The 26,729-nt window shown below is 29.3% G+C and carries 30 protein-coding genes and 1 tRNA gene; 5 read left to right on the top strand and 26 right to left on the bottom strand.

What is annotated here, in order from left to right; all coding sequences use genetic code 11:
* Position 1: 1 nt before the first annotated feature.
* The 5 genes from ACVHXK_RS15635 to ACVHXK_RS15615 all read right to left on the bottom strand — a co-directional run bounded on the left by ACVHXK_RS15635 (position 2) and on the right by ACVHXK_RS15615 (position 2,521).
* A tRNA-Glu gene (locus tag ACVHXK_RS15635) sits at positions 2-76 on the bottom strand.
* Between the two features lie 113 nt (positions 77-189).
* Positions 190-1,011, bottom strand: a complete 822-nt coding sequence (locus ACVHXK_RS15630; RefSeq protein ID WP_461207345.1) for a pyruvate, water dikinase regulatory protein — start codon at positions 1,009-1,011, stop codon at positions 190-192.
* Positions 1,012-1,043: 32 nt separating this feature from the next.
* Positions 1,044-1,514 carry a GNAT family N-acetyltransferase gene (locus tag ACVHXK_RS15625; protein ID WP_461207344.1) on the bottom strand — a complete coding sequence of 157 codons (471 nt, stop codon included), beginning with the start codon at positions 1,512-1,514 and terminating at the stop codon, positions 1,044-1,046.
* A complete protein-coding gene (locus ACVHXK_RS15620; RefSeq protein WP_461207343.1) occupies positions 1,511-2,269 on the bottom strand; it encodes an acyl-[acyl-carrier-protein] thioesterase in 759 nt (252 codons plus the stop codon). The genes ACVHXK_RS15625 and ACVHXK_RS15620 overlap by 4 nt, the downstream gene beginning before the upstream one ends.
* A gap of 69 nt (positions 2,270-2,338) precedes the next feature.
* The gene (locus tag ACVHXK_RS15615; protein WP_461207342.1) at positions 2,339-2,521 is read right to left on the bottom strand and encodes a DUF1858 domain-containing protein; all 183 of its coding nucleotides are present in this window, start codon (positions 2,519-2,521) and stop codon (positions 2,339-2,341) included.
* A 375-nt stretch (positions 2,522-2,896) separates the two neighbouring features.
* Here ACVHXK_RS15615 and ACVHXK_RS15610 point away from each other — a divergent pair, with 375 nt between their 5' ends.
* On the top strand, positions 2,897-4,138 hold the full coding sequence (locus ACVHXK_RS15610) for a BaiN/RdsA family NAD(P)/FAD-dependent oxidoreductase (RefSeq protein ID WP_461207341.1): 1,242 nt from the start codon (positions 2,897-2,899) through the stop codon (positions 4,136-4,138).
* A gap of 119 nt (positions 4,139-4,257) precedes the next feature.
* On the opposite strand, the gene ACVHXK_RS15605 is transcribed toward ACVHXK_RS15610, so the two are convergent.
* Complete coding sequence (locus ACVHXK_RS15605; RefSeq protein WP_461207340.1) at positions 4,258-5,541, bottom strand: adenylosuccinate synthase; 1,284 nt, start codon at positions 5,539-5,541, stop codon at positions 4,258-4,260.
* 32 nt (positions 5,542-5,573) lie between these two features.
* On the bottom strand, positions 5,574-6,989 hold the full coding sequence (locus ACVHXK_RS15600; RefSeq protein WP_461207339.1) for an NAD(P)/FAD-dependent oxidoreductase: 1,416 nt from the start codon (positions 6,987-6,989) through the stop codon (positions 5,574-5,576).
* Between the two features lie 188 nt (positions 6,990-7,177).
* On the opposite strand from ACVHXK_RS15600, the gene pgsA reads away from it, so the two are divergent.
* The 3 genes from pgsA (at position 7,178) to ACVHXK_RS15585 (ending at position 10,280) form a co-directional block, all read left to right on the top strand.
* Positions 7,178-7,693, top strand: coding sequence for a CDP-diacylglycerol--glycerol-3-phosphate 3-phosphatidyltransferase (gene pgsA / locus ACVHXK_RS15595; RefSeq protein ID WP_461207349.1), 516 nt, complete (start codon positions 7,178-7,180; stop codon positions 7,691-7,693).
* A 187-nt stretch (positions 7,694-7,880) separates the two neighbouring features.
* Positions 7,881-9,011, top strand: a complete 1,131-nt coding sequence (gene proB, locus ACVHXK_RS15590) for a glutamate 5-kinase (RefSeq protein WP_461207348.1) — start codon at positions 7,881-7,883, stop codon at positions 9,009-9,011.
* Between the two features lie 15 nt (positions 9,012-9,026).
* Complete coding sequence (locus tag ACVHXK_RS15585; RefSeq protein WP_461207338.1) at positions 9,027-10,280, top strand: glutamate-5-semialdehyde dehydrogenase; 1,254 nt, start codon at positions 9,027-9,029, stop codon at positions 10,278-10,280.
* 36 nt (positions 10,281-10,316) lie between these two features.
* Here the strand turns inward: ACVHXK_RS15585 and ACVHXK_RS15580 are convergent, their stop codons facing one another.
* The 4 genes from ACVHXK_RS15580 to ACVHXK_RS15565 form a co-directional block, all read right to left on the bottom strand.
* Positions 10,317-10,529, bottom strand: coding sequence for a DUF3006 domain-containing protein (locus ACVHXK_RS15580; RefSeq protein WP_461207337.1), 213 nt, complete (start codon positions 10,527-10,529; stop codon positions 10,317-10,319).
* 14 nt (positions 10,530-10,543) lie between these two features.
* On the bottom strand, positions 10,544-11,002 hold the full coding sequence (locus tag ACVHXK_RS15575) for a bactofilin family protein (RefSeq protein ID WP_461207336.1): 459 nt from the start codon (positions 11,000-11,002) through the stop codon (positions 10,544-10,546).
* Positions 11,003-11,920 carry a peptidoglycan DD-metalloendopeptidase family protein gene (locus ACVHXK_RS15570; protein ID WP_461207335.1) on the bottom strand — a complete coding sequence of 306 codons (918 nt, stop codon included), beginning with the start codon at positions 11,918-11,920 and terminating at the stop codon, positions 11,003-11,005.
* A gap of 146 nt (positions 11,921-12,066) precedes the next feature.
* Complete coding sequence (locus ACVHXK_RS15565; RefSeq protein ID WP_461207347.1) at positions 12,067-12,807, bottom strand: glycerophosphodiester phosphodiesterase; 741 nt, start codon at positions 12,805-12,807, stop codon at positions 12,067-12,069.
* A 177-nt stretch (positions 12,808-12,984) separates the two neighbouring features.
* Between ACVHXK_RS15565 and ACVHXK_RS15560 the strand changes: the two genes are divergently transcribed.
* Positions 12,985-13,380 (top strand): CoA-binding protein, encoded by a 396-nt coding sequence (locus ACVHXK_RS15560; RefSeq protein WP_461207334.1) that lies wholly within the window; start codon positions 12,985-12,987, stop codon positions 13,378-13,380.
* Positions 13,381-13,468: 88 nt separating this feature from the next.
* Here the strand turns inward: ACVHXK_RS15560 and phoU are convergent, their stop codons facing one another.
* From phoU to ACVHXK_RS15485, 15 genes are all read right to left on the bottom strand, one after another.
* A complete protein-coding gene (phoU, locus tag ACVHXK_RS15555; protein WP_461207333.1) occupies positions 13,469-14,113 on the bottom strand; it encodes a phosphate signaling complex protein PhoU in 645 nt (214 codons plus the stop codon).
* Positions 14,114-14,134: 21 nt separating this feature from the next.
* A complete protein-coding gene (pstB, locus tag ACVHXK_RS15550) occupies positions 14,135-14,890 on the bottom strand; it encodes a phosphate ABC transporter ATP-binding protein PstB (RefSeq protein WP_461207332.1) in 756 nt (251 codons plus the stop codon).
* Positions 14,891-14,944: 54 nt separating this feature from the next.
* Positions 14,945-15,778, bottom strand: a complete 834-nt coding sequence (pstA, locus tag ACVHXK_RS15545; RefSeq protein WP_461207331.1) for a phosphate ABC transporter permease PstA — start codon at positions 15,776-15,778, stop codon at positions 14,945-14,947.
* Complete coding sequence (gene pstC / locus ACVHXK_RS15540; protein WP_461207330.1) at positions 15,778-16,719, bottom strand: phosphate ABC transporter permease subunit PstC; 942 nt, start codon at positions 16,717-16,719, stop codon at positions 15,778-15,780. Before pstC ends, pstA begins: the two co-directional genes overlap by 1 nt.
* 156 nt (positions 16,720-16,875) lie before the next feature.
* A complete protein-coding gene (locus ACVHXK_RS15535) occupies positions 16,876-17,775 on the bottom strand; it encodes a phosphate ABC transporter substrate-binding protein (protein ID WP_461207329.1) in 900 nt (299 codons plus the stop codon).
* Positions 17,776-18,017: 242 nt separating this feature from the next.
* Positions 18,018-19,349, bottom strand: coding sequence for a replicative DNA helicase (locus ACVHXK_RS15530; protein WP_461207328.1), 1,332 nt, complete (start codon positions 19,347-19,349; stop codon positions 18,018-18,020).
* Positions 19,350-19,371: 22 nt separating this feature from the next.
* On the bottom strand, positions 19,372-21,234 hold the full coding sequence (gene lonC / locus ACVHXK_RS15525) for a Lon family ATP-dependent protease (protein WP_461207346.1): 1,863 nt from the start codon (positions 21,232-21,234) through the stop codon (positions 19,372-19,374).
* Positions 21,235-21,324: 90 nt separating this feature from the next.
* The gene (gene rplI / locus ACVHXK_RS15520; RefSeq protein WP_461207327.1) at positions 21,325-21,768 is read right to left on the bottom strand and encodes a 50S ribosomal protein L9; all 444 of its coding nucleotides are present in this window, start codon (positions 21,766-21,768) and stop codon (positions 21,325-21,327) included.
* Complete coding sequence (locus tag ACVHXK_RS15515; RefSeq protein WP_461207326.1) at positions 21,768-23,756, bottom strand: GGDEF domain-containing protein; 1,989 nt, start codon at positions 23,754-23,756, stop codon at positions 21,768-21,770. The genes rplI and ACVHXK_RS15515 overlap by 1 nt, the downstream gene beginning before the upstream one ends.
* Positions 23,749-24,768, bottom strand: a complete 1,020-nt coding sequence (locus ACVHXK_RS15510; protein WP_461207325.1) for a YybS family protein — start codon at positions 24,766-24,768, stop codon at positions 23,749-23,751. The genes ACVHXK_RS15515 and ACVHXK_RS15510 overlap by 8 nt, the downstream gene beginning before the upstream one ends.
* An 11-nt stretch (positions 24,769-24,779) precedes the next feature.
* The gene (locus tag ACVHXK_RS15505; RefSeq protein ID WP_461207324.1) at positions 24,780-25,097 is read right to left on the bottom strand and encodes a MazG-like family protein; all 318 of its coding nucleotides are present in this window, start codon (positions 25,095-25,097) and stop codon (positions 24,780-24,782) included.
* A gap of 142 nt (positions 25,098-25,239) precedes the next feature.
* Positions 25,240-25,476: a 30S ribosomal protein S18 gene (gene rpsR / locus ACVHXK_RS15500; protein ID WP_461207323.1), complete on the bottom strand. Its 237-nt coding sequence runs from the start codon at positions 25,474-25,476 to the stop codon at positions 25,240-25,242.
* A 24-nt stretch (positions 25,477-25,500) separates the two neighbouring features.
* Positions 25,501-25,971 (bottom strand): single-stranded DNA-binding protein, encoded by a 471-nt coding sequence (locus tag ACVHXK_RS15495; protein ID WP_461207322.1) that lies wholly within the window; start codon positions 25,969-25,971, stop codon positions 25,501-25,503.
* Positions 25,972-25,983: 12 nt separating this feature from the next.
* Complete coding sequence (gene rpsF, locus ACVHXK_RS15490) at positions 25,984-26,268, bottom strand: 30S ribosomal protein S6 (RefSeq protein WP_461207321.1); 285 nt, start codon at positions 26,266-26,268, stop codon at positions 25,984-25,986.
* Between the two features lie 100 nt (positions 26,269-26,368).
* Entirely contained in the window at positions 26,369-26,569 is a 201-nt protein-coding gene (locus tag ACVHXK_RS15485) for a DUF951 domain-containing protein (protein ID WP_461207320.1), read from the bottom strand.
* Positions 26,570-26,729 lie beyond the last annotated feature (160 nt).

Raw genomic sequence — 26,729 nt, 5'->3', positions numbered from 1 at the left:
TTGGTGACCCCTAGGGGAATCGAACCCCTGTTACCGCCGTGAAAGGGCGATGTCTTAACCGCTTGACCAAGGGGCCAAATAATTATATGTCGTTTGCCAATGTATTTCCTGCGTAACCCGACGAAGTTTATAATACAATAAATTTAAAGCAATGTCAACATATTTTTAAATTTTTTTTTGCTTTTTAATTTAAATCCTTTGGTTTATTCCTAAACTTTCCATTATAATAAGGGCTGTATCTTCAATTGCTCTTTTTGTAACATCTATTATCTGACATCTAAGTCTTTTCATAATTCTTTCTGAAAATTCTAGTTCTTCAAGAACTCTTTCTGCATTGGCATATTCAATTTCTCTTTTTGTATGATTATAATCAGCATTTAATCTATTAATTCTATGTTTTCTTATATCTATTAATTGCATAGGATCTATAGTTAAACCAATAACTTTTTTTCTATCTATTTGAAATAATTCTTCTGGAACTGTAACTTCTGGCATTAAGGGAACATTAAGAGCTTTAATTCCTTTGTTAGCTAAATACATACATAGTGGTGTTTTTGATGTCCTTGATAATCCTACTAAGACCACATCAGCATGTTTAATACCACTATTATCTTTACTATCATCATATTGCATAGCAAATTCCATAGCTTCTATTTTTTTATGATACTCCTCGTCAATTTTCCATACAGCTCCTGGGTCATAGTTAGGAAAAGTCTTAATTATTCTAGATACAGTACCAATACAAGGTCCTAATATATTAACTATTTGTATGCCTTTCTCAATACATCTCTCTACCAAAAATTCCCTTATTTCAACCAATACAATAGTAGACACAACCATGCAATCTTTAGAATTATCTATACTATTAATAAAATTGTTTACATCCTGAAATTCTTTAATGTATGGAACTCTCTTAACATTTATAGGATGATTAAATTGATTTGCTGTTGCTCTTGCAACTAGTTCTGCTGTTTCACCTATAGAGTCAGATACTGCGTATATTTTTAACATAATAACGCCTCCAGTTTTATTTTATATCTTTACTAATTAATTTCAAGTTCCATATATAATGCGTCCTCTAATGGATTATATATATATGGACCTATTTCTTTAAAACCTAATTGTTTATATAGATCAACTGCACTTTTCATTGAAACTAACGTATCTAATCTCATGATTTTATATTTTTTTTCTTTTGCTTGCTCAATAATTTCTCCTGCTAGTTTTCTACCTACTCCATTGCCTCTTTCTTCTGGTTTTACATATAATCTTTTCATCTCACAAATATTATCTTCTAATTTTCTTAGGGCTATACACCCTACTGGCTTTTTATTCTGCATAGCTAATATAATTGTACCATATGGTTCCGCATATTTACCTGGTAAAGTTTTAAATTCTTTATCAAAATCTTGAAAATCTAGTTTAAATGGAAGTGATTCTACATACTTTAAAAATAATTCTCTTACGCTATCTAAATCTTCTCCTTTTGCTTTAATTAATTTAATATCTTTCACTTGATTTCCTCCTTTATCCAATGACTTTCACCTACTGTTATTACTTGTCCAATTAAATCAATTATTTTATGAACACATACAATTTCATTGTTTTCTTTATTTATTTCGCTTAAAACTTTAATTTCTTCACCATATTTAGTTTCTTTTTTATAATTAATTTTTAATTTAGTCAATAAATAGCCTACTACAATTTCTTTTGGTACACTTTCAATCATCCATGCAATATATTTTTCATTATTTACATGTCCATTAGTATCAATATCCCCATATCTTATTTTAAATGTAATTGAATTATCTATTTTCTTACACTCTCTAATTTTATCAAATTTCAGAGGTCCAACTTTTTTATCCTCTATTTGATACTGCTCAAGCATATTATCTGGTATACGTATAGGTCTCATATTTTTAATATCTATTTGACCCCATAGTGATTTTGCATTAACTAAAATATTTTCTTCTAAATCTCTTATTTCAAAATTTCTATAAGCATAAAATTTCTTGGCTCCTACTGGTTGAGTTCTTACTACAACCTTATCCATATACCTAGGTAATTTTGTTATTTCAATTTCCCATTTTAATATTACCCACGCAAAATTATTTTCTTTTAAATAACCAATTCCTATGCCAAGTATTTCGCTTTGATAAGCAGCAATATCATTAAAAAAATCTATTGTATTTGTTATTTTAGCTCTTTTATATAGGTCTACATCGGAATAATGAATATCAAATTCTTTTTCTGTAATAACTCCACTCATATTTTATCCCCCTGAAATACATATGAAATAAGACAGCGCAATAGCGCTGTCTTATCTTTAGTAGTTGATTTATGCATTTAATGCATCTAATAATTTTTGTAAATCCATTCCATGAACCATTGCTGCTTCTTCTATAGATTCACCTTGTGCTGATGGGCATCCAACGCACATCATACCAAATTGCATAAGAATTTCTGCTTTTTGTGGAAATTGTCTTACTAATTCCCCTATAGTCATATCTTTAGTAATCATATATATGCCTCCTATTATTTTATGTTGTTAGTAACATTAGATTTTTCTAATGTTATTTTGATTATACTTATAAATAGCTTCTTTTTCAACATTTAATTTATTTATTAGTATATATTTTATTTAATTTACTAATAATGGTATTTTAATTATTTCTATTTCTATTATATTATTTACATATCTTAATTTTTACAATAGAATAAATCTATAAAAACTATTTATAAGAATATTTTTTATAGATTTGTTTGTATAGAAAACTCATACTTTACTTCACAGAATTATTAAGCTAATAGCTTTATTCTATAAATATTAATATAGAGATTAACAATATTTTAAAACATATCTAGTAATAACTAGCTTATAAAAGGAGATGTTATTTTGTATCATGATTTACTCATAATCGGAGGTGGTCCTTCAGGTCTTACAGCATCAATAACGGCAAAAGATCTGGGCATAGATGTGGCCATCATCGAAAAAAATTCTCGTATAGGTAAAAAAATATTAACTACAGGAAATGGAAGATGCAATTTAACAAATCGTAATCTTACTAATGAGAACTATAATAGTAGCCTTTCTTCTTTTCCTAATAAAATAATAGAAAACTATTCGCCATCAACAATAGAAGATTTTTTTTCTTCTATTGGTTTAAGTATTACTACGTTGGACGAAGGCAAAATGTACCCTATGTCGCTACAAGCTTCATCTGTAGTAGATGTTTTTTTGATGTCTATAGAAGAGAGGCAGATTCCTGTATATTGTAATCAAAATATTATTAATATAAGTAAATCAAAAGAAACTTTTATTATAACTTGCGGAAATGAAGAGAAATTTACATGTAGTAAACTTTTAATTTGTACGGGTGGAAAATCTTATCCAAAAACAGGATCAGATGGATCAGGGTACCTACTTGCAAAGAAACTTGGACACACTATAATATACCCAAAGCCCGCTTTAGTTCAATTGAAACTAGATTATCCAAAACTTAAGTCAATTTCAGGAGTAAAATTTGATGGTTTTGCTTCATTATTAGTAAATAATGATCTCATTAAAAAAGATTTTGGTGAAATTCTTTTCACAGATTACGGGATTTCCGGTCCGCCAATACTACAATTAAGTAGACCTGTTAGCCTCGAAATCTCTAAAAATAGCAACTTACAATTAGCTATAGATATGATGCCAAATTATTCTGAAAAAGATTTATATGCTTTTCTTGAAAATCAATGGGGTGTTTTTTCATATAGAAGTATATTCCACTCCTTAATTGGCATTATTAACAAGAAAATTATTCCTATAATCTTAAAAGATGCAGGTATTGGAGATATTCATAAACCTTGCTGGTCTTTAGAATACCAAGAGAAAAAAAATTTACTTAAACTCATCAAAGAATGGAAATTTAAAATCACTGCTACTAATGGTTTTAACAATGCTCAAGTAACTGTAGGAGGAGTAAATGCCTCTGAGGTAAATTCATACACCTTAGAGTCTAAAATCACTCCTGGGCTTTATCTTGCAGGAGAAATACTAGATATAGATGGTGATTGTGGTGGCTATAATCTCCACTGGGCATGGGCCTCTGGCATGCAGTCTGCTAAAAGTATAGCTTCTTCTCTTAGAGAGTAGCTATATTTTAAAGAACTCTTAATTTTTAGACATTATTTTTTTGATAATGTACAATTTACTCACTCTTAACAGTATTATCAAAAAAAAGACCACTAAGTGGTCTTTTTTTTAAGCTATTATTAAATTTCAGATATTTTCATAGTTTGATCTCTTTTTGGTCCTACAGAAACAATTGAAACTTTTGTATCTGTAAATTGTTCTATTCTCTTAAGATATATTTTTGCATTTTCAGGTAATTCATCATAACTTCTTGCATCTTCAATTTTTTCATCCCAACCATCAAACTCTTCATATATTGGTACACATTCAGCTAAATCTTCTAAACTTGCTGGGAAGTAATCAATTACTTTACCATTAAATTTATAGCCGACACATACTTTTATTTTATCTATTCCTGCTAAAGTATCTATTTTAGTAACAGCAAAACTAGTTAATCCAGAAATTCTAGCTGAACTTTTTAAAATAACTAAATCAAGCCATCCACATCTTCTTGCTCTACCTGTTGTAACCCCGTACTCATGACCTTTTTCTCTAATTAAATCGCCCATTTCTCCTTCTAGTTCAGTTGGAAATGGTCCCTTACCAACTCGAGTAGTATATGCTTTAGCTATACCTACTGCATTAGTTATCATTGTAGGTCCTATACCTGTTCCTGAGCATACACCACCTGCTGTTGTATTAGATGATGTAACATATGGGTATGTACCTTGATCAATGTCTAATAAAGTTCCTTGAGCACCTTCAAATAACACATCTTTTTTACCTTTAATATTATCGTATATTATAACTGAAGTATCGCTTACATAATCTTTTAATATTTCAGCGTATTCTTTAAATTCTTCTAGTACCTCTTCATACTTTAAAGTATCTCCACCATATAATGAAATTATTTTATTTTTATCTTCTATGTTTTCTTTTAGTTTACTTTCGAAAACTTCTTGATGCATAAGATCTGAAAATCTTATACCACTTCTCTCTGCTTTATCTGTATAACAAGGTCCAATACCTTTTTTAGTAGTACCAATATCATTTTTACCTCTAGCTTGTTCTTTCAAACCATCTAAAATTCTATGATACGGCATTATTAAATGAGCTCTATCACTTATTTTTAATTTTGCACTATTAATATTAATTCCTAAATCTTCTAAATACTTCATTTCTTCTAATAAAGCCTTTGGATCTACTACTACACCATTACCTATTATATTGATTTTATCATCGTAAAGTATTCCTGATGGTATTAAGTGAAGCTTGTATTCAGCCTCCCCTACCACAACTGTGTGTCCTGCATTATTTCCGCCTTGGAATCTAACTACTACATTAGCATCCTCAGCAAGATAATCTGTCATTTTACCTTTACCTTCGTCTCCCCATTGAGCTCCAACTACTATAAATGATGACATAAAAAACTCCTCACTTCCATCATGATTTTATATTATTTATTATTATTTTTATCTGTAATATCCCTTGCAACAACAACACCAGTGACAGATGCTTGCATTAATCCTCTTGTAATTCCTGCTCCATCACCAATTGTATAAAGATTTTCAATTTCTGTTTCAAATTTCTTATTTGTTTCAAATTTACTTGAATAAAACTTAACCTCTACTCCATATAATAATGTATTTTTACTATACAAACCTGGAGCTAAATTATCAAAGGCTTTTAGAGCTTCGACTATTGATGTTAAATGCCTTTGTGGTATAACAAAACTCAAGTCACCTGGAATAGCTGATTTTAGTGTTGGTACCGTAGTCGATTTTTTTAGTCTTGAATCGTTTGTTCTTCTTCCATTAAGAAGATCTCCTAATCTCTGAACCATAATCGGTCCACCTGTTAACATATTCCCAAGTTGTGCAATATATTTACCATAATCAATAGGTTGATTAAAAGGCTCAGTAAATGTTGTAGAAACAAGCATTGCAAAGTTAGTATTTTGTGTTCTCAATTTTTCTTGAGAGTAACTATGTCCATTTACAACAGCTATCTCACCATCGTAGTGTTCTTCTGAAACAACTCCACCTGGATTCATGCAAAAAGTCCTAACCTTATTATCAAAAGTATCAGAAAAATATACTAGTTTAGCTTCATATAAATCCTTTGTTAAATGGTCCATAATTGCATTAGGAACCTCTACCCTTACCCCTATATCAACAGCATTATTTTTAGTAAAAATATTATGTTTCTTGGCTTCATTTGTCAGCCATTCTGCACCACCTCTACCTGGTGCTACAACAATATAGGTTGCTCTTGCTTCTTCAATTATTTCATTCTTTTTAAATTTAACTCCCACAGCTTTTTTATCTTCAATTATAAGTTCTACAGCTTCTGTAAGCTCTTTAAACTCTGTATTTGTTTCATTTATTAAATGCACATACATACCCTTCAAAACGTCATAGGCTAATTCTGTACCTAAATGCCTTACAGGACATTCTACTAACCTTATATTATGTTTACTTGCTTCATATTTGATTTCTTCTACTCTATCATTATTTAAACCATGAATCGTGTCATTTGCTCCAAACTTTAAATATATATTATCACAATAATTTATCAATTCCTGTGCATTATCTTCATCAAAATATTCTAATATTCTTCCACCTACTTCAGGTGCTAATGATAGTTTACCATCTGAAAATGCTCCGGCACCTGACCATCCAAATGTAATACCACATGGGTTACAGTGAACACATTTACCTGTTTTCCTTGCTGGACAGTTTCTCTTTTCAATATTTCTTCCTTTATCTATTATCAAAACTTTGTATTCTGGGTTTAGTTTTGTGATTTCTAGTGCTGTAAATATTCCTGCTGGACCAGCTCCTATGATAACCACATCATAATTATTATCCACATTCATCCCTCCCATAACATAGTAACAGACAAGAATAGTAAAATCAATATAGCTAACGAATGTTTTTGTGTTTTTATTGCTTAAAATTCGTTATTTCATTTTTTCATTAATTTTTAATTTGATTATTATTTTAATTGTGCGGACATAATATAGTAGTACCTGCAATAAGTAATTAAGGAAGTGATCTTATAAATATTCCAAACATATTAACTACAATTAGACTTATTTTAGTTCCAATTTTTATTTTAGTATTTTTTTCACCTATGCAAAATAATATTATTATAGCAATTTTTATTTTTCTAACAGCAGGTTTTACAGATATAGCTGATGGGTATATTGCACGAAGATATAATCTTATTACCGTATATGGTACGGTTTTAGACCCTTTAGCAGATAAATTAATGCTAGTTAGTGTTTTAGTTTGCCTTGTTATTAATAATTTAATACCTCTATGGATATTACTTTTTATATCTATAAAAGAATTTTTTATGATTTCCTCTGGAATAATTCTATATAAAAATGGCAAAGTAATATCTTCTAATTTTTTTGGTAAAATATCAACTTCATTATTCTATTTATCAATAGTACTACTTATATATAATAATCAATTGGGCTATAGGTTTTTATTAATAGCTATTCTTAGTTCATTAATAGCATTAATAAATTACATTATTATTTTCTTAAAATCCCATCAAATTGAGTAATTATAAGCCTTAGGGCTCTTTTTTAATTTTTCACTCTGTTTTAATAGGTTATTGACATTGGATATGAATAGTATTATATAATATACCCTATTTTTATAATGGTACTAAAAAATGTATTGTATTAATATACAAAAAACTATATTATAATAATAATACTTTTTGTGATTATTTAGGAAGGAGGATTATTATATTGAAAACTAGAAAACAGCAATTGAACAATGTTAAAAGAATAATTGTAAAAGTTGGAACATCAACACTAACTCATTCTACCGGTCTATTAAATCTTTCAAGAATAGAAAATATAGTTCGTCAGCTTGCAAATATTCATAATAGTGGTGTAGAAGTCATTTTAGTTACATCAGGCGCTATCGGTGCCGGTATAGGTAAATTAGGATTAAAAGAGAGGCCTAAAACAATACCGGAAAAGCAAGCTGCAGCTGCTGTTGGACAGGGTGTTTTAATCCATATGTATGAAAAGTTTTTATCTGAATATGGAAAAATAGGAGCACAACTTTTACTTACTCAAGAGGATACTTCAGATAGAGATAGGTTTTTAAATATTCGCAATACTTTCTTTGCTCTTTTAGATTCTAATGTTATTCCTATCATAAATGAAAATGATGCTATAGTTGTAGATGAGATAAAGTTTGGAGATAATGATACTCTATCGGCAATGGTAGCCAGCGTAGTTGATGCTGATTTACTCATCCTACTTACAGATATTGATGGTCTATATGATAGTAATCCTTGTGATAATCCAAATGCAAACTTAATCTCTACTGTAGAAAATATTGATGATAAAATAGTCGCTTGTGCAAGTGGCTCAAATTCAAAATTAGGCACTGGAGGTATGACTACAAAAATAAAAGCTGCTGAAATAGCTAGAGCTTCAGGAATTCCTACCATTATTGCAAATGGACAGGATAAAGATGTATTAAATAAAATAATGGATTGCAATAAAATCGGTACTTTATTTATCAAAGAAGAGAACCATCTAAACGCTAAAAAACACTGGCTTAAATTTAGTACAAAACCTAGTGGAACTGTTCTCATAGATAAGGGAGCACAGTATGCCTTAGTTAAAAAACATAAAAGTTTATTACCAAAAGGAATAGTATCTGTTGAAGGTATATTTAATGAAGGAGATATAATTTCTGTCTGTGATCTCGATGGAAACGAAATTGCTAGAGGTCTTGCAAATTATAATTCAAAAAATATTAATCTAATTATGGGACTTAATTCAGACAAAATTGAAGAAAACATTGGTTTTATAACCTATCGTGTTGTAATTCATACCAATAATATGGTGCTTTTGTAAAAGGGGGATTATTTAATGAATATAGAACAATATGTTACCGAAAAAGCCATGATTGCAAAACAAGCTTCAAGAAAAATGGCTACAATTGATACTAATACAAAAAATAAAGCGTTATTAGCTATGGGGCAAGCTTTAATTGATAGAAAAGGAGAGATTTTTTCATCAAATAAATTAGATATGGATAATGGAATTAAAAACGGACTTTCTAAATCTTTACTAGATAGATTACTTATAACAGAAGCACGAATTAAAGATATGTCTTTAGGACTAAATGAAGTTGCCAATCTTGATGACCCAATAGGTGAATCTATTAGAATGTGGAAAAGACCAAACGACTTAAAAATCAACCAAGTAAGAGTTCCACTTGGAGTTATTGGTATTATATATGAAGCTAGACCTAATGTTACAGTTGATGCATCAGCATTATGCTTGAAGTCTGGAAATACTGTCATTCTTAAAGGTGGAAAAGAAGCTATAAACTCTAATATTAAAATTGCTGAAATTTTAGAGGAAGAAGCTATAAAATCAGGATTACCAAAAGGTTGTATAAATTTTATTGAGCAAACTGATAGAGAAGCTGTTAATGTTTTGATGAAATTAAATAAATATGTTGACGTTTTAATCCCAAGAGGAGGAGCTGGACTAATTAATGCGGTTGTAAATAATTCAACAATTCCAGTTATTGAAACAGGCGTCGGTAATTGTCATATTTTTGTTGATAAAACAGCTTACTTAGAAAATGCTGTAGATATTATTATTAATGCAAAAACTCAAAGACCAGCTGTATGTAATGCTATAGAAACAGTATTAATTCATAAAGAAATTGCTGAGAAGTTTCTTCCAATGTTAATACCTTCTTTAAAAGAACTGGGAGTAGAAATACGTGGTTGCAATCAAACTTTAAAGTATATTTCTTCAATAAATAAAGCTACTGAAGAAGACTGGTCAACAGAATATCTTGATTTAATTTTATCAATCAAAATTGTTGAGGGTATTGATGAAGCAATAGACCATATTTACAAGTATAGTACAAAACACTCAGAATCTATACTAACTAATGACCACAGGAATGCAGAAAAATTCTTAGCTGAAATAGATTCTGCTGCAGTATATATAAATGCATCAACTAGATTTACAGATGGTTCAGAATTTGGATTTGGTGCAGAGATAGGTATTAGTACCCAAAAATTACATGCCAGAGGTCCTATGGGATTAAAAGAACTTACTTCAACAAAATACTTGATAAACGGAAATGGTCAAATAAGATAAAATAATAAGGACTGCTAAATAGCAGTCCTTATTATTTTAATCATCCCATAATTCTTCTGTTTTTCTCTTAATTTCAGCTTGTCTTCTTTCAGTTTCTTTATAATCAATTTCAATCACATCTTTAATTTTTAAAACTTGTCCTTCTTTTAACCCAATAGGGATTATATTCATTGGTATTTTAGTAATTTCTCCATTATCTAACTCAACAATAGCAAAATTCCCTTCAAATCTATCTATAATACCCTTCATATATAACTCTACAACTATTCTATAATAGTTTCTCCCTCTTCATCTTCATCTTCATCAAAATCCGGACTTTCTATAAGAAGCTTTTCATCCTCTTCATCTTCTTCTACAGTTGTAATCATTCTACTGCTACCTTTAAACATTGCTCCTTCATTTATTGATATTGAAGCAATTTCAATATCACCAAATATTCTTCCTGTTGTCATTATTTCTAATAAACCCTTACAGTTAATATTGCCTTCAACTTTTCCTGAAATACTTGCGTTAATAGCTTTAATATTTCCTTTTATGTACCCTTGTTCTCCTACTATAATATCTGTTTTTGTAGTGATATCTCCATGAAATTTTCCATCAATTCTAATAATACCATTTGAATTAATGTTCCCTTCCATACTTGAAGAAACCCCTAACACTGTATCAATTGTACCAGCACCTGTTGTTGAAACATTTTTATTTTTCTTTGATGATGAAAACATTTAAATACCTCCTTTTAATAGCTCTATTGGATCTATTGGTGTGTTATTTAATCTTATTTCAAAATGAACATGTGGACCTGTTGATCTTCCTGTACTTCCCATATAGGAAATAAGTTGACCTTTTTCCACCCATTCACCTTCTTTAACAACTAAAGATGAGTTATGACCATAATAACTAACATATCCATTTTTATGATCAATTGCTACTAAATTGCCATAGCCAGAACTTACTCCTGATTGAATAACATATCCATCAGCTGTAGCTACAATTTCAGTTCCTGTGCTATTTGCGATATCTACTCCTGAGTGGAATTCGCTTCCACCCCCTGAGAAAGGATTAGATCTATATCCAAAATAACTGGTTATATTTCCAGTAGCAGGCATCAATGTAGGAATTCTATCATTGTCTCTCTTAACAGCTTCTACATCATCCATTATACATTTTAAATCTTCAATCTTTTCATCTAGCTTTTCTGGTAATTGTGAGTAACTAAGATCTATAATTTCATCATTCATCTCACCATACGTAAGTTTTACTATTTCAATTTCTTTTAAGTCATTTGTGCTTTCCATTTTTTCCTGTATTTGTTTTTCTAGTTCTTCGATTTTCTGTAATTTATCTTTGATTTCATCCTCTACATTATGATATTCGCCTAATTCTTCTTCTTTTACTTTATTATCATCAGTTAATCTTTTAACATTAGTTTCAAGTGAATCCATATTTTTTAATTCTTTTTCAGCATTTTTCATATCTATAAACAAAAATACTAAATATACAAAAAAAACTATACTAATAATTAAAAAAGCTCTGAGAACCCATTTAGATACTTTGAGATTCTTAACTTTACCATATTTACCTGGTATAATCATTACAGAATATTCATCACATTTTTCTGTTTTTTTCCTCAGACTTGACACTTTAATAACCACCTTTATCCTCTGTAGACATCAACTTATATTATAATCAAAAATATGATAAATATTACTCTTTCTTTACAATTATACTATTAATCGAGTTATATTTCTACTTTTTTAACAAAATGCCTATAGTAAAAATAGCAATTTTATGATTTTTTATTGAGTATATCCTCTAGTAAGTCTGGATAATCAGTTATTATTCCACTAACACCATATTGTACCAACAATTTCATATGTTCTTGGTTGTTAACTCCATAAGCATTAATACCTATACCTTTATTTTTAGTCTCTTTGATTAAATCTTTATCCATAATAGCATAGAAATAAGGATGTATGTAATTAGCTCCGACTATTGCTGCATACTTATATGGCTTATATATTCCTGATACATACAATAATCCCGTATCTATATTCTTATCAATTTCTATACATTTTCTTATTGCATAATGATTAAAACTCGAAATAATAATCTTTTTTTCAACTTTATATTTATATATAAGGTTGATTACTTTTTCTTCTATATTTTTATATTGAACTATATTATTTTTCAATTCTATGTTCAAAATAATATCTTCTTTAGCTATTATTTCTAATAATTCTTCTAAATGTGGTATTTTTTCATTCTTAAATTTTTCATCATACCATGAACCTGCATCTAACTCCCTAATTTCCTTATAAGTTAAATCTTTTACAAATCCAGTTCCATTAGTTGTCCTATCAACTTTCTCATCATGAATCAAAACAAGTTCTCCATCTTTGGTCAAATGAACGTCTGTTTCAATTCCTGTTGCTCCCATTTCTATTGCTTTTAAAAAAGAAATGTTTGTATTTTCCGGGAAATATCCTGATGCTCCTCTATGTGCTATATTTTTCACCAATGAAATCATCTCCATTTTTTAATATATAGTAATTATATCATTATTCTTGATTTATTTTACAATGCTATGTTAAATATATATGAATTTTGTGTTTATGTTTAATAAATTCAAACCATTTTGATCAAATTTAACTTCTTTTATTTTTAACTATTTTGACGTATAATAAATAAAAAAGGATGTGTCTATATGGAAATAAATGAACTATTTGAATACAAAAACTGGGCCGTTGTTGGCAGTGTTACAAAAGAAAATAAATATGCTTATAAAGTAAAAAAAGCTCTGGAAAAAGCTAGTTTTAACACATTTGGCATTTATCCAACTGATAAAACAGGTGTATCTTTTAAATCAATGAGTGATGTACCTGACAAAATTGATTGTATTGATCTTTGTATAAATCCAAAATTCGGAATTGATTTTATGAAAGAAGCAAAAAAACTTGGTATCGATAAAGTTCTTATTCAACCTGGTGCTGAGAGTGATGAAATTCTAAGTTACTGCAAAGAAAATAATATTACTGCAATTGAAGGTTGTGCTTTAGTTCAACTCCGTTTGCTTTACAATGTAAATATTAACGAATTATAATTCTATAAAACTAATATAGAAAACTAAAAAGTGAAGTGTTTAATTGACTGCTAAATCAATTCACACTTCACTTTTAATTTTGTTTCTTTTAATGTTTTCCTGTTACATTATAAATTATCCATCCACCTATATTAGTAGCATGGTCTGCCATTCTTTCTAAATACTTTGCAATAAATAGTAAGTAAGTTCCTTGATCCACAAATTTACTATCTTCTTTCATCATTCCAGTTAATTCTTTAACTATTTCTGCAAAATAAGCATCTACAATATCATCTTGTTCCATTACCTTTTTAGCTTTTTCAACATCTAGTTCAATATAACTATCAATTATTTCATTGACCATTTTCTTTGCTTGCAACGCCATTTTAGGAATATCTTCTAGTGGCTTTTTATATGGTGTCCCCGCTAGTTTTATAGTATATTCAGAAATATCTGCACAATGGTCTGCTATTCTTTCTAAATCAGTTATCATTTTAAGTGCAGAAGCTACCATTCTTAAATCACTAGCTATTGGTTGTTGAAGTGCTATTATTCCTATACATTCAGACTCTATCTTTGCTTCTAGCGCATCTATCTTATCATCATTTATAATAACTTGCTTTGCTAACTTAATATCTTGATTTAGTAATGCTTCAAGCATATCATCAATTGATTGTTCTATTGCTCTTCCCATTTCTTTTAAACAAGCGTTAATATGTTTTAACTCATTTATAAATTCTTGACGTATAACCATTTAAACCACCCTTTCTTTTATTTATCCAAATCTTCCTGTAATATAATCTTCTGTCCTTCTATCTCGTGGATTACTAAATATTACATTTGTATCATCAACTTCTACTATTTCTCCATGTAAGAAAAATGCAGTTCTATCTGATATTCTACCCGCTTGTTGCATATTATGAGTAACTATAACTATAGTGTATTTTTTCTTAAGTTCTGCAGCTAAATCTTCTATTTTTAATGTAGATATTGGATCTAATGCTGATGTTGGTTCGTCCATTAGTAAAACTTCTGGTTCTGTAGCTAATGCTCTTGCTATACATATTCTTTGTTGCTGACCACCTGATAAACCTAATGCATTTTTCTTTAATCTATCTTTAACTTCATCCCATATAGCAGCATCTCTTAAACTTTTTTCTACAATTTCATCTAGAATTGCTTTTCTCTTTATCCCATGAGTTCTTGGTCCGTATGCAATGTTGTCATATATACTCATTGGAAATGGATTTGGTTTTTGAAATACCATACCTACTCTTTTTCTTAACTTAATAACATCTACATTACTATAAATATTTTCATTATCTAATACTACATCGCCTTCAATTCTGCATCCTTCAACTAAATCATTCATTCTATTTAAAGTTTTTAAGAATGTAGATTTACCACAACCTGACGGTCCTATAAATGCAGTTATTTTTTTTTCTGGTATTTCAAGATTGCATTTTTTTAATGCTTGAAAATCTCCATAGTATAAATCAAGATCTTTTATCGAGAACTTACTATTCTTCATCTATTCTTCCTCCATTTTTAGAATTATTTCATGATATTTAAATATAATACTAATCTATAATTTATTTAGTTTATTCAAAGCTTTAGCTGCTCTATTTGCAACAAAATTTATTATTGCAACAAAAACTATAAGTACTGTCGCTGTAGCAAAAGCTTTTTCAAATGAAATCCCTTCTTTTGCCAGTAAATACATGTGAATAGCAAGGGTTCTACCTGAATCTGTTATTGCAGTTGGCATTCTAGGAACCATACCAGCTGTAAAGTAAAGTGCTGCTGTTTCACCAACTACACGACCAATACTTAAAATAATTGCCGCTAAAATACCAGGTATTGCAGAAGGTAAAATTATTCTTACTATTGTCCTTAGCTTAGTAGCCCCAAGTCCATAACTGCCCTCTCTAAAGCTATCTGGTACTGATTTAAGGGTTTCTTCTGTTGTTCTTACTATTGTAGGAAGAATCATAATACTTACTGTTAAAGAACCAGACAACAAAGAAAATCCTAATCCTAAAACTGTGTTAAAAAATATCATACCAAACAATCCAAAAATAATTGATGGAATTCCCGATAAACTTTCAGTACAAAAACGTATCGCTCTCACTAATCTACCTGGTTTAGCATATTCTACAAGATAAATAGCTGCCCCTATACCAATTGGAGTTGCTATAAGTAAAGATAGCAAAACAACATATAAAGTACTAACTATCATAGGAAGTACTCCACCCTCTTCCCCTTTTGGTGAAGTGGATAAAAACTCCCAAGTTATTTCTCCTACACCATTTATAACAACGTATCCTATTATCCATAGTAATACCCCTACTGTCAAAGCTGTAGACAGATAAATTAATCCCATTATTACCTTATCCTTAGTACTTTTTGCTGATTTCATTATCTATCACCTGCCTTGTTTGTTAAGGAATTTAAAATAAAGTTAAGTATCATAATAAATATAAACAATATAACGCCAGTTCCAAATAAAGCTCTTTCATGTATACCAAATGCATATGCCATTTCAAGTGCTATATTTGCAGTCATAGGCCTGAATCTATCAAATATAGAGGAAGGTATTTGAACAGTATTCCCACAAACTAAAATGATTGCCATAGTTTCACCAATTGCTCTACCAATACCTAAAACAACACCTGCTATGATTCCTGATTTTGCTGCTGGGATCATTACCTTGAATATAGTATGAATATGAGAAGCACCTAAAGCTAATGATCCTTCTTTATATTCTTTTGGTACTGCTCTTATTGAAGTTTCTGTAATTGTTATTATTGTAGGTAAAACCATTACTCCTAAAATAAACCATCCAGCTAACAAACTTGAACCCGAACTTCCACTACCTGGCAATTTATTTATTAATGGAACAATTACTATAAGACCAAAAAAACCGAACACTACAGAAGGTATTCCTGCTAATAGATTAACTGCAGGCTTAATTATTTTTGCCATCCAATCTGGTGCCAATTCTGCAATAAATACAGCTGTTAAAACCCCTATGGGAACACCTATTACTATTGCCCCTAATGTAGCATAAACAGATCCTATAATCATTGCAAAAATACCAAAAGTATCTGCTGAAGGTTTCCACTCCATGCCAAACAAAAAATCAAAAATACCAATTTCAAAAATAGCTGGACTTCCTTTTGCAAATATAAATATAGTAATTGTAAAAACACTTAGTATTGCAATACTTGCACAAAATAAAAAAATGTACTTCCAAACTAATTCTATAATATCTTTTTTCTTATTTGTTGAAAGGTCAAAACGGGAGTTTTCTTCTTCATGTATTAACTCAGAATTTATAAGTGTTTCCCCTTTTTGCATTTCATCCCCTCCTGAAATTATTTAAAAATTCTAATAATAGCTTTACATCAATAATGGGATATGTATTAAACTGTGTCTAATACATATCCCTTGTTCCAATTTTTACTGCATCATTTGTTTTATCATATGTTTAATTGTATATTCAATTTTAATTTACTATTTTACTGGTATATAGTCTTCAGCTACCATTTCTTGACCTTCTGTACCTAATACATAATCAAGGTAAGCTTGTGTTTCAGCTGATACTTCTCCTTTAGTTACCATTAATAATGGTCTAAATATTGAGTAATCTCCTGACACTATATTATCTACTGTACATTCTACTTCATCTATTTTAGCAGCTTTTATAGTATCATCTAAGTATCCAAGAGAAACATATCCGATAGCTACTTCATTACCAGCTATAAAAGCTTTAACAGCTCCGTTACCATCTTTAATTTCAGCTGTATCCATAACTAATGATCCATCTTCACCTTCTAAATCAGTTAATTCTTCAAAAGCTCCTCTAGTACCAGAACCATCTTCTCTACTTACTACTAAAATTTCAGTATCTGCTCCGCCAACTTCTTTCCAGTTAGTGATTTCACCTTTGAATATTTTAGTAACTTCTTCTTTAGTTAATCCTTCTACTTCATTTGCAGGGTTCATTACTACAGCAATACCATCATAAGCTATTACATGTTTAGTTAATCCCCAGCCTTCTTCTTCTTCTTTTAATTCTCTTGAAGCAGTACCTATATCAGCAGTTCCTTCATTAGCAGCTTTAATACCTGCTGAAGATCCAACCCCTTGAATATCAACTTTGATTCCAGTTTCAACTTCAGCAAATGCATCTGCTATTTCTTGAGCGATTGGTTGTACAGTAGTAGATCCTATTATTGCTACTGTTCCTTCTAATGATGTTTCTTCCGCTGTGTTATTTGATGTATTATTTGCTGTGTTATTTGCTGTGTTATTTGCTGTGTTATTTGCTGTGTTATTTGATGAGTTTCCGCAACCTACAACCCCAAATGCTAAAGACATTCCTAAAATAACGCTTAATACTCTTTTTTTCATAATTTAATAATCCTCCCGAAAAATAAATTTCTAATTTTTTTTATTACAATTTTTATTAATTTGCTTCTATAAATAATTTAACATTGTTATGTTAAGACCATATTATCTCCATGTTAAATCCATGTTAAGCTATCGATTTATTACTAATTCGTCTTTTTAACTTATATTCCCCTATTTTTATTCAAATAATACTTTTTCACACAAAAAAAAAGCCCAAAACGCGGACTTTTTCTTGCAATTTTCTATTCTTGATGAACTATATCTAATCTACCAAATTTACTATATTGTCCTAACCAAGCCAATTTTACTGTTCCAGTAGGACCATTTCTTTGCTTGGAAATTATACATTCTGCTACATTTTTATCCTCAGTTTCTGTATCGTAGTATTCATCCCTATAAAGGAACATTACAAGGTCAGCATCCTGCTCTATAGAACCTGATTCTCTTAAATCTGATAGCATTGGTCTATGATCAGCTCTTTGCTCTGGTGCTCTAGATAGCTGTGATAATGCTATTACAGGACATTCCATTTCCTTTGCTAAAGCTTTTATTGAACGTGAAATTTCTGATACTTCTTGCTGTCTACTTTCCGTATTACTACCTGACATAAGTTGAAGGTAATCAATTAGTATCATATCTATACCATGTTCTATCTTAAGTCTTCTACATTTAGATCTCATTTCCATTACAGAAACACCTGCAGTATCATCTATATAAATTCTTGCTTCTGCCATAGGACCTGTAACTCTTCCTATTCTCGCCCAGTCCTCATCTCCTAAATCTCCTGTTCTAAGTCTTAACATATCTATATTTGCCTCAGCACTTAAAAGCTTTATAGCGAGTTGAGCCTTAGACATTTCAAGAGAAAATATAGCTACACTTTTTCCTTCTCTAAAAGCCGCATGTTGAGCAATATTTAATGCAAAAGTAGTTTTACCCATAGATGGTCTTGCTGCTATAAGAACCATATCTCCCTTTTGAAAACCTGAAGTTTTAGCATCAAGTTCTGGAAACCCTGAAGGTACCCCAGTTGTTTTACCTTTATTAATGTATATATCTTCAATATCTGTAATACCTTTTTCTAAAACAGTATTTAAAGCTTCAAAATCAGATGATGACCTATTTTCAGATATATTAAAAATTCTTTTTTCAGCTCCATCAAGAACAGAAGGAACATCATCTTGTTTACCATAACTCTCTTCTATAATTTCACTAGATGCAATAATTAACTTTCTTAGTACTGATTTTTCTTTTACTATCTTTACATAAGAATTCAAATTCATTGTTGTTATAACTGAGTTAAAGATTTCTGTTATATATGTTATTCCTCCAACAATATCTAATCTTTCTTTTGATTTAAGATGTTCAATTAGTGTTATCATATCAACAGGAATATCTTTCATATACAATTCTATAACAGACGTATAAACAATCTTATGAGTATCTCTATAAAAATCTTCTTCTTTTAATGCCTCAGCAGCATTTACTATGGATGTTTTATCTTTAAGCATACACCCTATAACAGTCTGCTCTGCTTGAATATTATGAGGCAGGCTTCTTAGCGGCGCATCCATATTCATCTCTCCCAAAGTTTATTTATTTTTTAAAAACAATTTCAAGTAAATCCTCAATCTTATCAATTGATATTACTTCTATGTCGTCTAATCCCTGTGGTATTTCAGCATTGTTATCTTTTGGGATAATTACGGTCTTGATACCTTTTCTTCTAGCTCCATATATTTTCTCAAATATTCCTCCTACAGGTTTCAATTTTCCTCTTAACGAAATTTCCCCTGTAACTGCAATATCTTGTTTTATTTTTCTATTAGTAAGAGCACTAATTATACAAGCAGTTATTGCTGCACCAGCTGAAGGTCCATCAATTTTACCTCCACCAATAACATTTACATGTATATCATAATCTCTAATATCTTTATCTGTTATTTTTCTAATTACTGAAGCCGCATTAAATACAGAATCTTTTGCCATACTGCCTGCAGTATCATTAAATCTTACTGTTCCTTTACCATCTTCTTTTGCTTTAAATACTGAAGTTTCTATTTCTAATGTAGACCCTATATAACCACTTACACCAAGACCATATATATGTCCTACCATTTCTTCTTCTGTGAAATTAATTTTTTCATAAGGAATCAATCTACTAATAGATATTGTTTCTTCTACGTCTTTCAAACTTATTTTAGTTTTTCTTTTTTTCACTGCATTCTTCTTATATAAAACATACCCATATACATCGGATAAAATATTAATAGCTTTTCTTCCTTCGATAGTATATGTGCTGATCAATGAAGCAACTCCATCTTCAAGTGTTAAATCAAGTTTACTAGCTGCATCAATTACTATCTTTTCAATATCTTTTCTTGTAAGCGGTTCAAAATATACCTCTGTACATCTAGACCTTAAAGCAGGATTAATATCTTTAGGTTCTCTTGTTGTTGCACCTATTAAAACAAAATCTGCTGGTGCACCATTTTCAAATAAATATTTAATATATTTAGGTGTAGCTTCATCATCTGGATCATAATAAGATGATGAAAATTCTACTCTTTTATCCTCTAATACTTTTAATAATTTATTTTGAAGTATTCCATCTAATTCGCCTATTTCATCAATAAAAAGCACTCCACAATGAGCTTCAGTTACAAGTCCTGGTTTTGGTTCAGGAATTCCTACATCTGCAAGGTCTCTTTTACTACCCTGGTATATAGGATCGTGAACTGAACCTAATAAAGGATTAGTAATCTCTCTTGGGTCCCATCTTAAAGTTGTTCCATCTACTTCTATAAATTTTGATTTTTCAATAAATGGAGTATATTTAAGTTTTTTAGCTTCTTCTAATGCCAATCTAGCAGCTGTCGTTTTACCAACTCCAGGAGGTCCATATAATATAATATGTTGAGGATATGGTGAAGCAATTTTTGAAAGCAATGAATTAACCGCTCTTTCTTGACCAACTATTTCAGAAAAATTTTGGGGTCTTAAAAGTGCTTGAATATTTTTTGATAGTTTTGTTTCATCAAGTATTTGTAGTTCTTCATATTTTTTTAAGGTTTTACTGTTTTCTGCTCCCTTTTTCTTTCTAATTATATTTAATCTAACATCATCAATATATTTCTCTTGCTTATCCATTACTGCTTTTTCTACTTCTTTTTCTATTGAATTCTCAACATATCTCTTAGCAATCAAATTAGTAAGTAAAGTTTTTGTATCTTTTAGACATTCTTCAAAGTTGTTTTCATCTGGTATAGTTTCTACTCCTTTTCCATCAGAAACAATTTTGTTTATTGCATATATCTTTTTATGATAATTTTCACTATTTATAAATCTATTAAGTTTAAATTTTATTATTCTTGAACGAATAGTTTTAGTATCCATTATATTTTCCATTACATCTTTTAATGAATCGACTACCTTATTATTTGATAGCGAATCAACCATTAAATCTTCTACTACATTATTTGTGTATTCATCAGTCTTCAATTAGTTATAGCCCTGCATAAACAAGGCGTACCCCCTTCTAGCATTTTTTTAATTTTCTTGTATTATTACCTTTATTTTTGTTGATATTTCTGGATATATTTTAAGTTCTATTTCATAAGTACCAAGTTGCTTTATTGTGTCTGACACAATTTTTTTCTTGTCAATATCTACATTGAATTTTGTTTTTATTTCCTTTGATATATCTTTAGTTGTTATAGCTCCAAAAAGCCTGCCACTTTCTCCTGCTTTAGTTTTTATAATAATTTCTTTATCTCTTAATTCATCAGCAAGTTTTTGTGCTTTTTCAATTTGGGCTAATTTTTTCTTTCTATCATTTTCATTTTTTGTATTTAGTATATGAATATTATTATCTGTTGCTTCATTAGCTAATTTCCTTGGAAAAAGATAATTTCTAGCATATCCATCTGACACATTTACTAAATCACCTTTTTTACCTTTTCCTTTAACATCTTTAAGTAATATAACCTTCATTATAAATTTCCTCCTTCAAAATATTTATCTATTTCTTTCAATAATTCTTCTTTTGCTTCTATAGGAGAATATCCTTGCAATTTAGCACCAGCCATTGTAAAATGACCTCCCCCTCCTAAATTTTCAAGTATTAACTGTACACTTATTTTACCATAAGATCTTCCACTAATTAAAACATTTTCTCCATCCTTCATAAGAACAAATGAAGCTTCTACTCCTGAAATATTTAACAAATCATCCGCTACCTGTGCTCCTAAAACACTATCATTAATTTCATCAGTACATACTACAAAGGCTATATTATCTTGTATTTCTACTAAATTTATAAGTTTAGCCTTTTTCTTGTAAAATTCCAAACTGCTTGATAGCATTTTTTTAACAATAGCAGAGTCAGCACCATGTTTTTTTAAAAAAGCTGCTGCAGCAAATGTCCTTGCTCCTGTTTTAAAATTGAAGTTTTTTGTATCAACAACTATTCCTGCTAGAAGAAAATTAGCTTCTCTTGTTGTTATAGCTAATGATGCTTTTTCATCAATATACTGAATTATTTCAGTTATCATTTCACTTGTCGATGAAACAAATGGTTCAATATATGATAGTGTAACATTTTTTATTGAATCCTTACTTTTTCTATGGTGGTCAATAATAATTTTTTTTTCAAAATGAGATATCAATTCAGGATTTTCACAATATGATTCAGAATTTACATCAAGTAATATTAGTAAACTACCTTTATTTATATATTTTAAACAATTTTCTTCATTAATGAAAGTATTCTTGTAATTTTCTTCTTCAAAAATAAATCGCAATGAGTTTTTTAAACTACCATTTTCTTCATTTAAGTAAATATAACATTCTTTATTTAATGAATCAATTGCTTTTCGTAATCCTATAGCTGCACCTATACAGTCTATATCAGGCGTATTATGACCCATTAGTATAATATTACTACTCTGTAGTATTATACTTTTAAGTGCGTGAGAAATCACTCTAACTTTAACTCTACTAGTTTTTTCAACCTCTTTAGATTTCCCTCCAAAAAAATTCAAATTTTCTTTTTCCTTTAATACTACTTGATCTCCACCTCGACTTAAAGATAGTTCCATTGCCTCTATAGCATATTGGTGATTTTGAAGAGGACTTTCTCCTCCTATCCCTATTCCTATACTAAGCGTTGCTTTTAAATTATTACCATAATCTAGATTTTTTACATCTTCTAAAATACTAAATTTATCTTCTATTTCTTTTAATAAATATTTTTGCTGAGTTAATATGATAAATTTGTTATCAGAGTACTTAATATGTACACTTTTTAAACTCATAGCGTAATTTTTTATAGTTCTTTCAATTTCAGCTACTAGCAACGGGATTTTATCTTCTTCTGTTGATTTAATTACATCCTCATGATTATCAACTTCAATTAAAAAAACAATATTTTTTTCTTCTTCTATCTTCATAATCAATTTTTTATTTTCTGTAATATCTATGAAATATAGAAGTATCAAATCTTTATTTTTTCTACTTTCTGATGTTACTACTCTTTTACCTATTATATTATAATAGCGATTACTAATAGCTACCTCTTCTTGTTCTATTTTATGATCCAAGTTGAAATTGATTTTTTTAAATTCAATTTTATATTGACTTATTTTAGTACCTATAACTATGTCTTCTTCAAAGGTATTTTTAAAAGGCTCATTGTACCAAAGTATTGTATCATCAAAATCCATTATTATTAATGGTAATGGCATATTAATAAGAGTATTTCTTGTTGCTAAATCTATTTTTTCAGAAAATATATCCACAATCTCTTTCATATGTTCTTTATCATTCTTCACACTAATTATGCTATATATTATTAAAATTAAAAATATTATTGTTGAAACAATCCCAATAAAATAATATTCAAGATAAAAAAATGCTAATATTAAAATTATTATCATTACTGAAAAAATCACATTGTTACGATTAAAAAATTTATCATCCATTTTTTTCACCTTTTTTATTTTTCCTAAATGAATATGGATCAAGTCTTCTCAAATCCATTATGCTATCTATTATTCCCAAGAAGAAAAACATATTCAAAGCGAATTGAGACATAAATGCAAAAATTATTATTACTGTGATTAATCCTTTTCCAGCCTTCATTTTTCGCTTATTTCTTAAATAATAAATAGAAGATGCTATTCCATTTAAAACAAATATAAATAGCATTAAATACATTACTGTACTAGAGAGATAGCTCCCAAAAGAAATACCTATGTAATTTATAAGGACTCCAACGGACCATAATATTAATATTCCAGCAGTAAATAAATTAGATAAATATAATTGGTCAAAAGGTTTAATTTTTTGTAACACATCTATTTTTATTTTTTTTAATACAGCTCTTGTAAGATTATAATTAATTAATGATTGAATTAAAGAGGTTAGTATCAACGTAGCAGGAATAATGGTCAGTACCATTTGTACCGTTAAAATATTTTGTAATTGGTCTAATTGTTCTAATGACTGTGCGCTCGACGTACCAAATCCTTCATATATACCCTTTGTTATTTCTATAGATTCTTTATTTATATTAACTAATTCTTGTATCTGCTGAATAAAAGTTGTTTTATAAATAAATACAGTATATAACATGAAGCTAATTATATTTACAATAATATTTGTAATCGCAAGAAGCATATTAGTCATTAATGGTTTGATTTTTTTCTTTATACAAAATCCAAAAACAATACCAACTAAACCATATGAGATTGTTACTATTATTGCTTTTATTGGGTTATACAATATAGCAATTAATATTAAACTTGTTACAACTGAAAGTATAGATGTTTTAAAACCATATCTTATATATATTATTGTTACTGGAATAGGTAATATGAATAATCCTATTGATGTAAGAAAAGGTACATATACACTTATAATTGCAATTATAAATATTAAGGCCGACATTAAACTGGCTTCGACTATCTCTTTAGTAGTTATCTTTTTTTTCATAGTTTCCTCCACTAATTCCTTTTGATAAAATATTTTTGTAAATTTGAAAGGCTTTTACCATTAGCTTCAAGTTCATCTTCTTCATCTATTCCTAACTGAAGACTTTTTTTAATTTCTTCATCAATTTTGATATAAGAATATCCAAGTTTTTCTCCTAGTATATAGAATAGTATTATTGCTCCAGCTATACAAGTGGCAAGGGAATCTTTTGCAATATGACTTCCTTTTGATAATAAATTAAATAAATCTGCCACCACATATAAAATTTGTGACTTAATATGTTCTACTAATCTAATATTTGAAATTATATTAAAATCTTCTTTTTTCATAACACCATTCCTTTATTTAGTAATACTATATAATTATAATTTTTTATATAATATTATTGTAGGTTTTTTAATGGTTATATGCAACATTTATAGATAATAAATTACAAAAATTAAAAGCAGCGTCATTAGACACTGCTTCGTTTTAGTCTGTAGAAAATGGTAATAACGCCATATTTCTTGCTATTTTTATTTCTTTAGTTAATTCTCTTTGATGCTTAGCACAAGTTCCAGAGATTCTTCTTGGAAGAATTTTTCCTCTTTCAGTAATATATTTTTTTAATTTATTAACATCTTTATAATCTATGTTAGCAGATTTATCTGCACAAAAAGAACAAACTTTTTTCTTTTTTCTTCTATTATTTCCTTTTCTAAAAGCCATTCGTATTCCTCCTTACCTATTTTTTTAGAATGGAATGTCACCATCATCCATTGGTATCATTTCTTCATTATAATCACTAGAACCAAAATTACTATAATCTGAATTTGTTTTATTCTGATTTCCATTTGAAGTGTTTCCAACGCTGTTATTTGATGTGTTATCTCTGCTGTTAGAGTTTCCACCCCATTCAAGAAATTGTACTTCGTCTGCTACTACTTCTGTCACGTATCTTCGAGTACCATCTTTTGCTTCATAATTTCTTGTTTGTATTCTACCACCAACAGATATCAATTTACCTTTGCTCATATAGTTAGCTGTTGCTTCTGCTTGTTTACCCCATACAACAACTGGAATAAAATCCGCTTCTGGCTGACCGGGTGATTTAAATCTCCTATCAACCGCTACTGTAAATGTAGTTACAGCTTTTCCAGAACCTGGTGTGAATTTCAATTCAGGATCTCTAGTTAATCTACCAACTAAAACTACCTTATTCATCAAATACACCGCCTATTTTTCAGGATTTACAACAACGTATCTCATAACTGAATCAGCAATTTTGAAATTTCTCTCTAGCTCTCTAGGTAAGTCTGGTTCTGATTGAAAATTAATTAAAGTATAGTAACCTTCATTAACTTTGTTGATTGGGTAAGCTAACTTTCTTCTACCCCATTCATCAACATTATCAATCACTCCACCATTAGTTTCAATTATACCCTTAAATTTCTCGATATTTGCTTTAACTGCTTCTTCATCTGAAGAATTTAGTATAAATAAAGTTTCGTAATTTCTCATGTTTTCACCTCCTCCCTCTGGACTAACGGCTATAAAATAATTTCTTTATAGCAGGGACCACAATTAATTATTATATCACTTATTTTTACAGAAATCAAGTTTATTCTTCAACTGGTTTATTAGATTTAATAATTTTTTTTACTCTTTTGTCAAATTTACTCCTAGGAATCATAACTATCCTTCCACATCCATTACATTTGACTTTTATATCTGCTCCAAGTCTAATTATTTCCCACTCTTTACTGCCACACGGATGCACTTTTTTCATTTCAACAATATCCCCTAGGAAAAATTCTTTCATAAAATATAGCCCCTTTACTTTAATTTATTCAAATTTTAGTATATCATATTAATTATTTTTACTCAATTATCTTCTATTTTAACCAGCTCTAACGAGCAAATTTATTTTATAGCTGTAGTAAGCTTAAATTTATCGTTTTAAATTTCAGAAAATTCTAACA

The organism is Clostridium sp. DL1XJH146 (assembly GCF_054819755.1).
The sequence above is the reverse complement of the archived record's forward strand: the minus strand, read 5'-3'. Positions and strand labels throughout refer to the sequence as shown.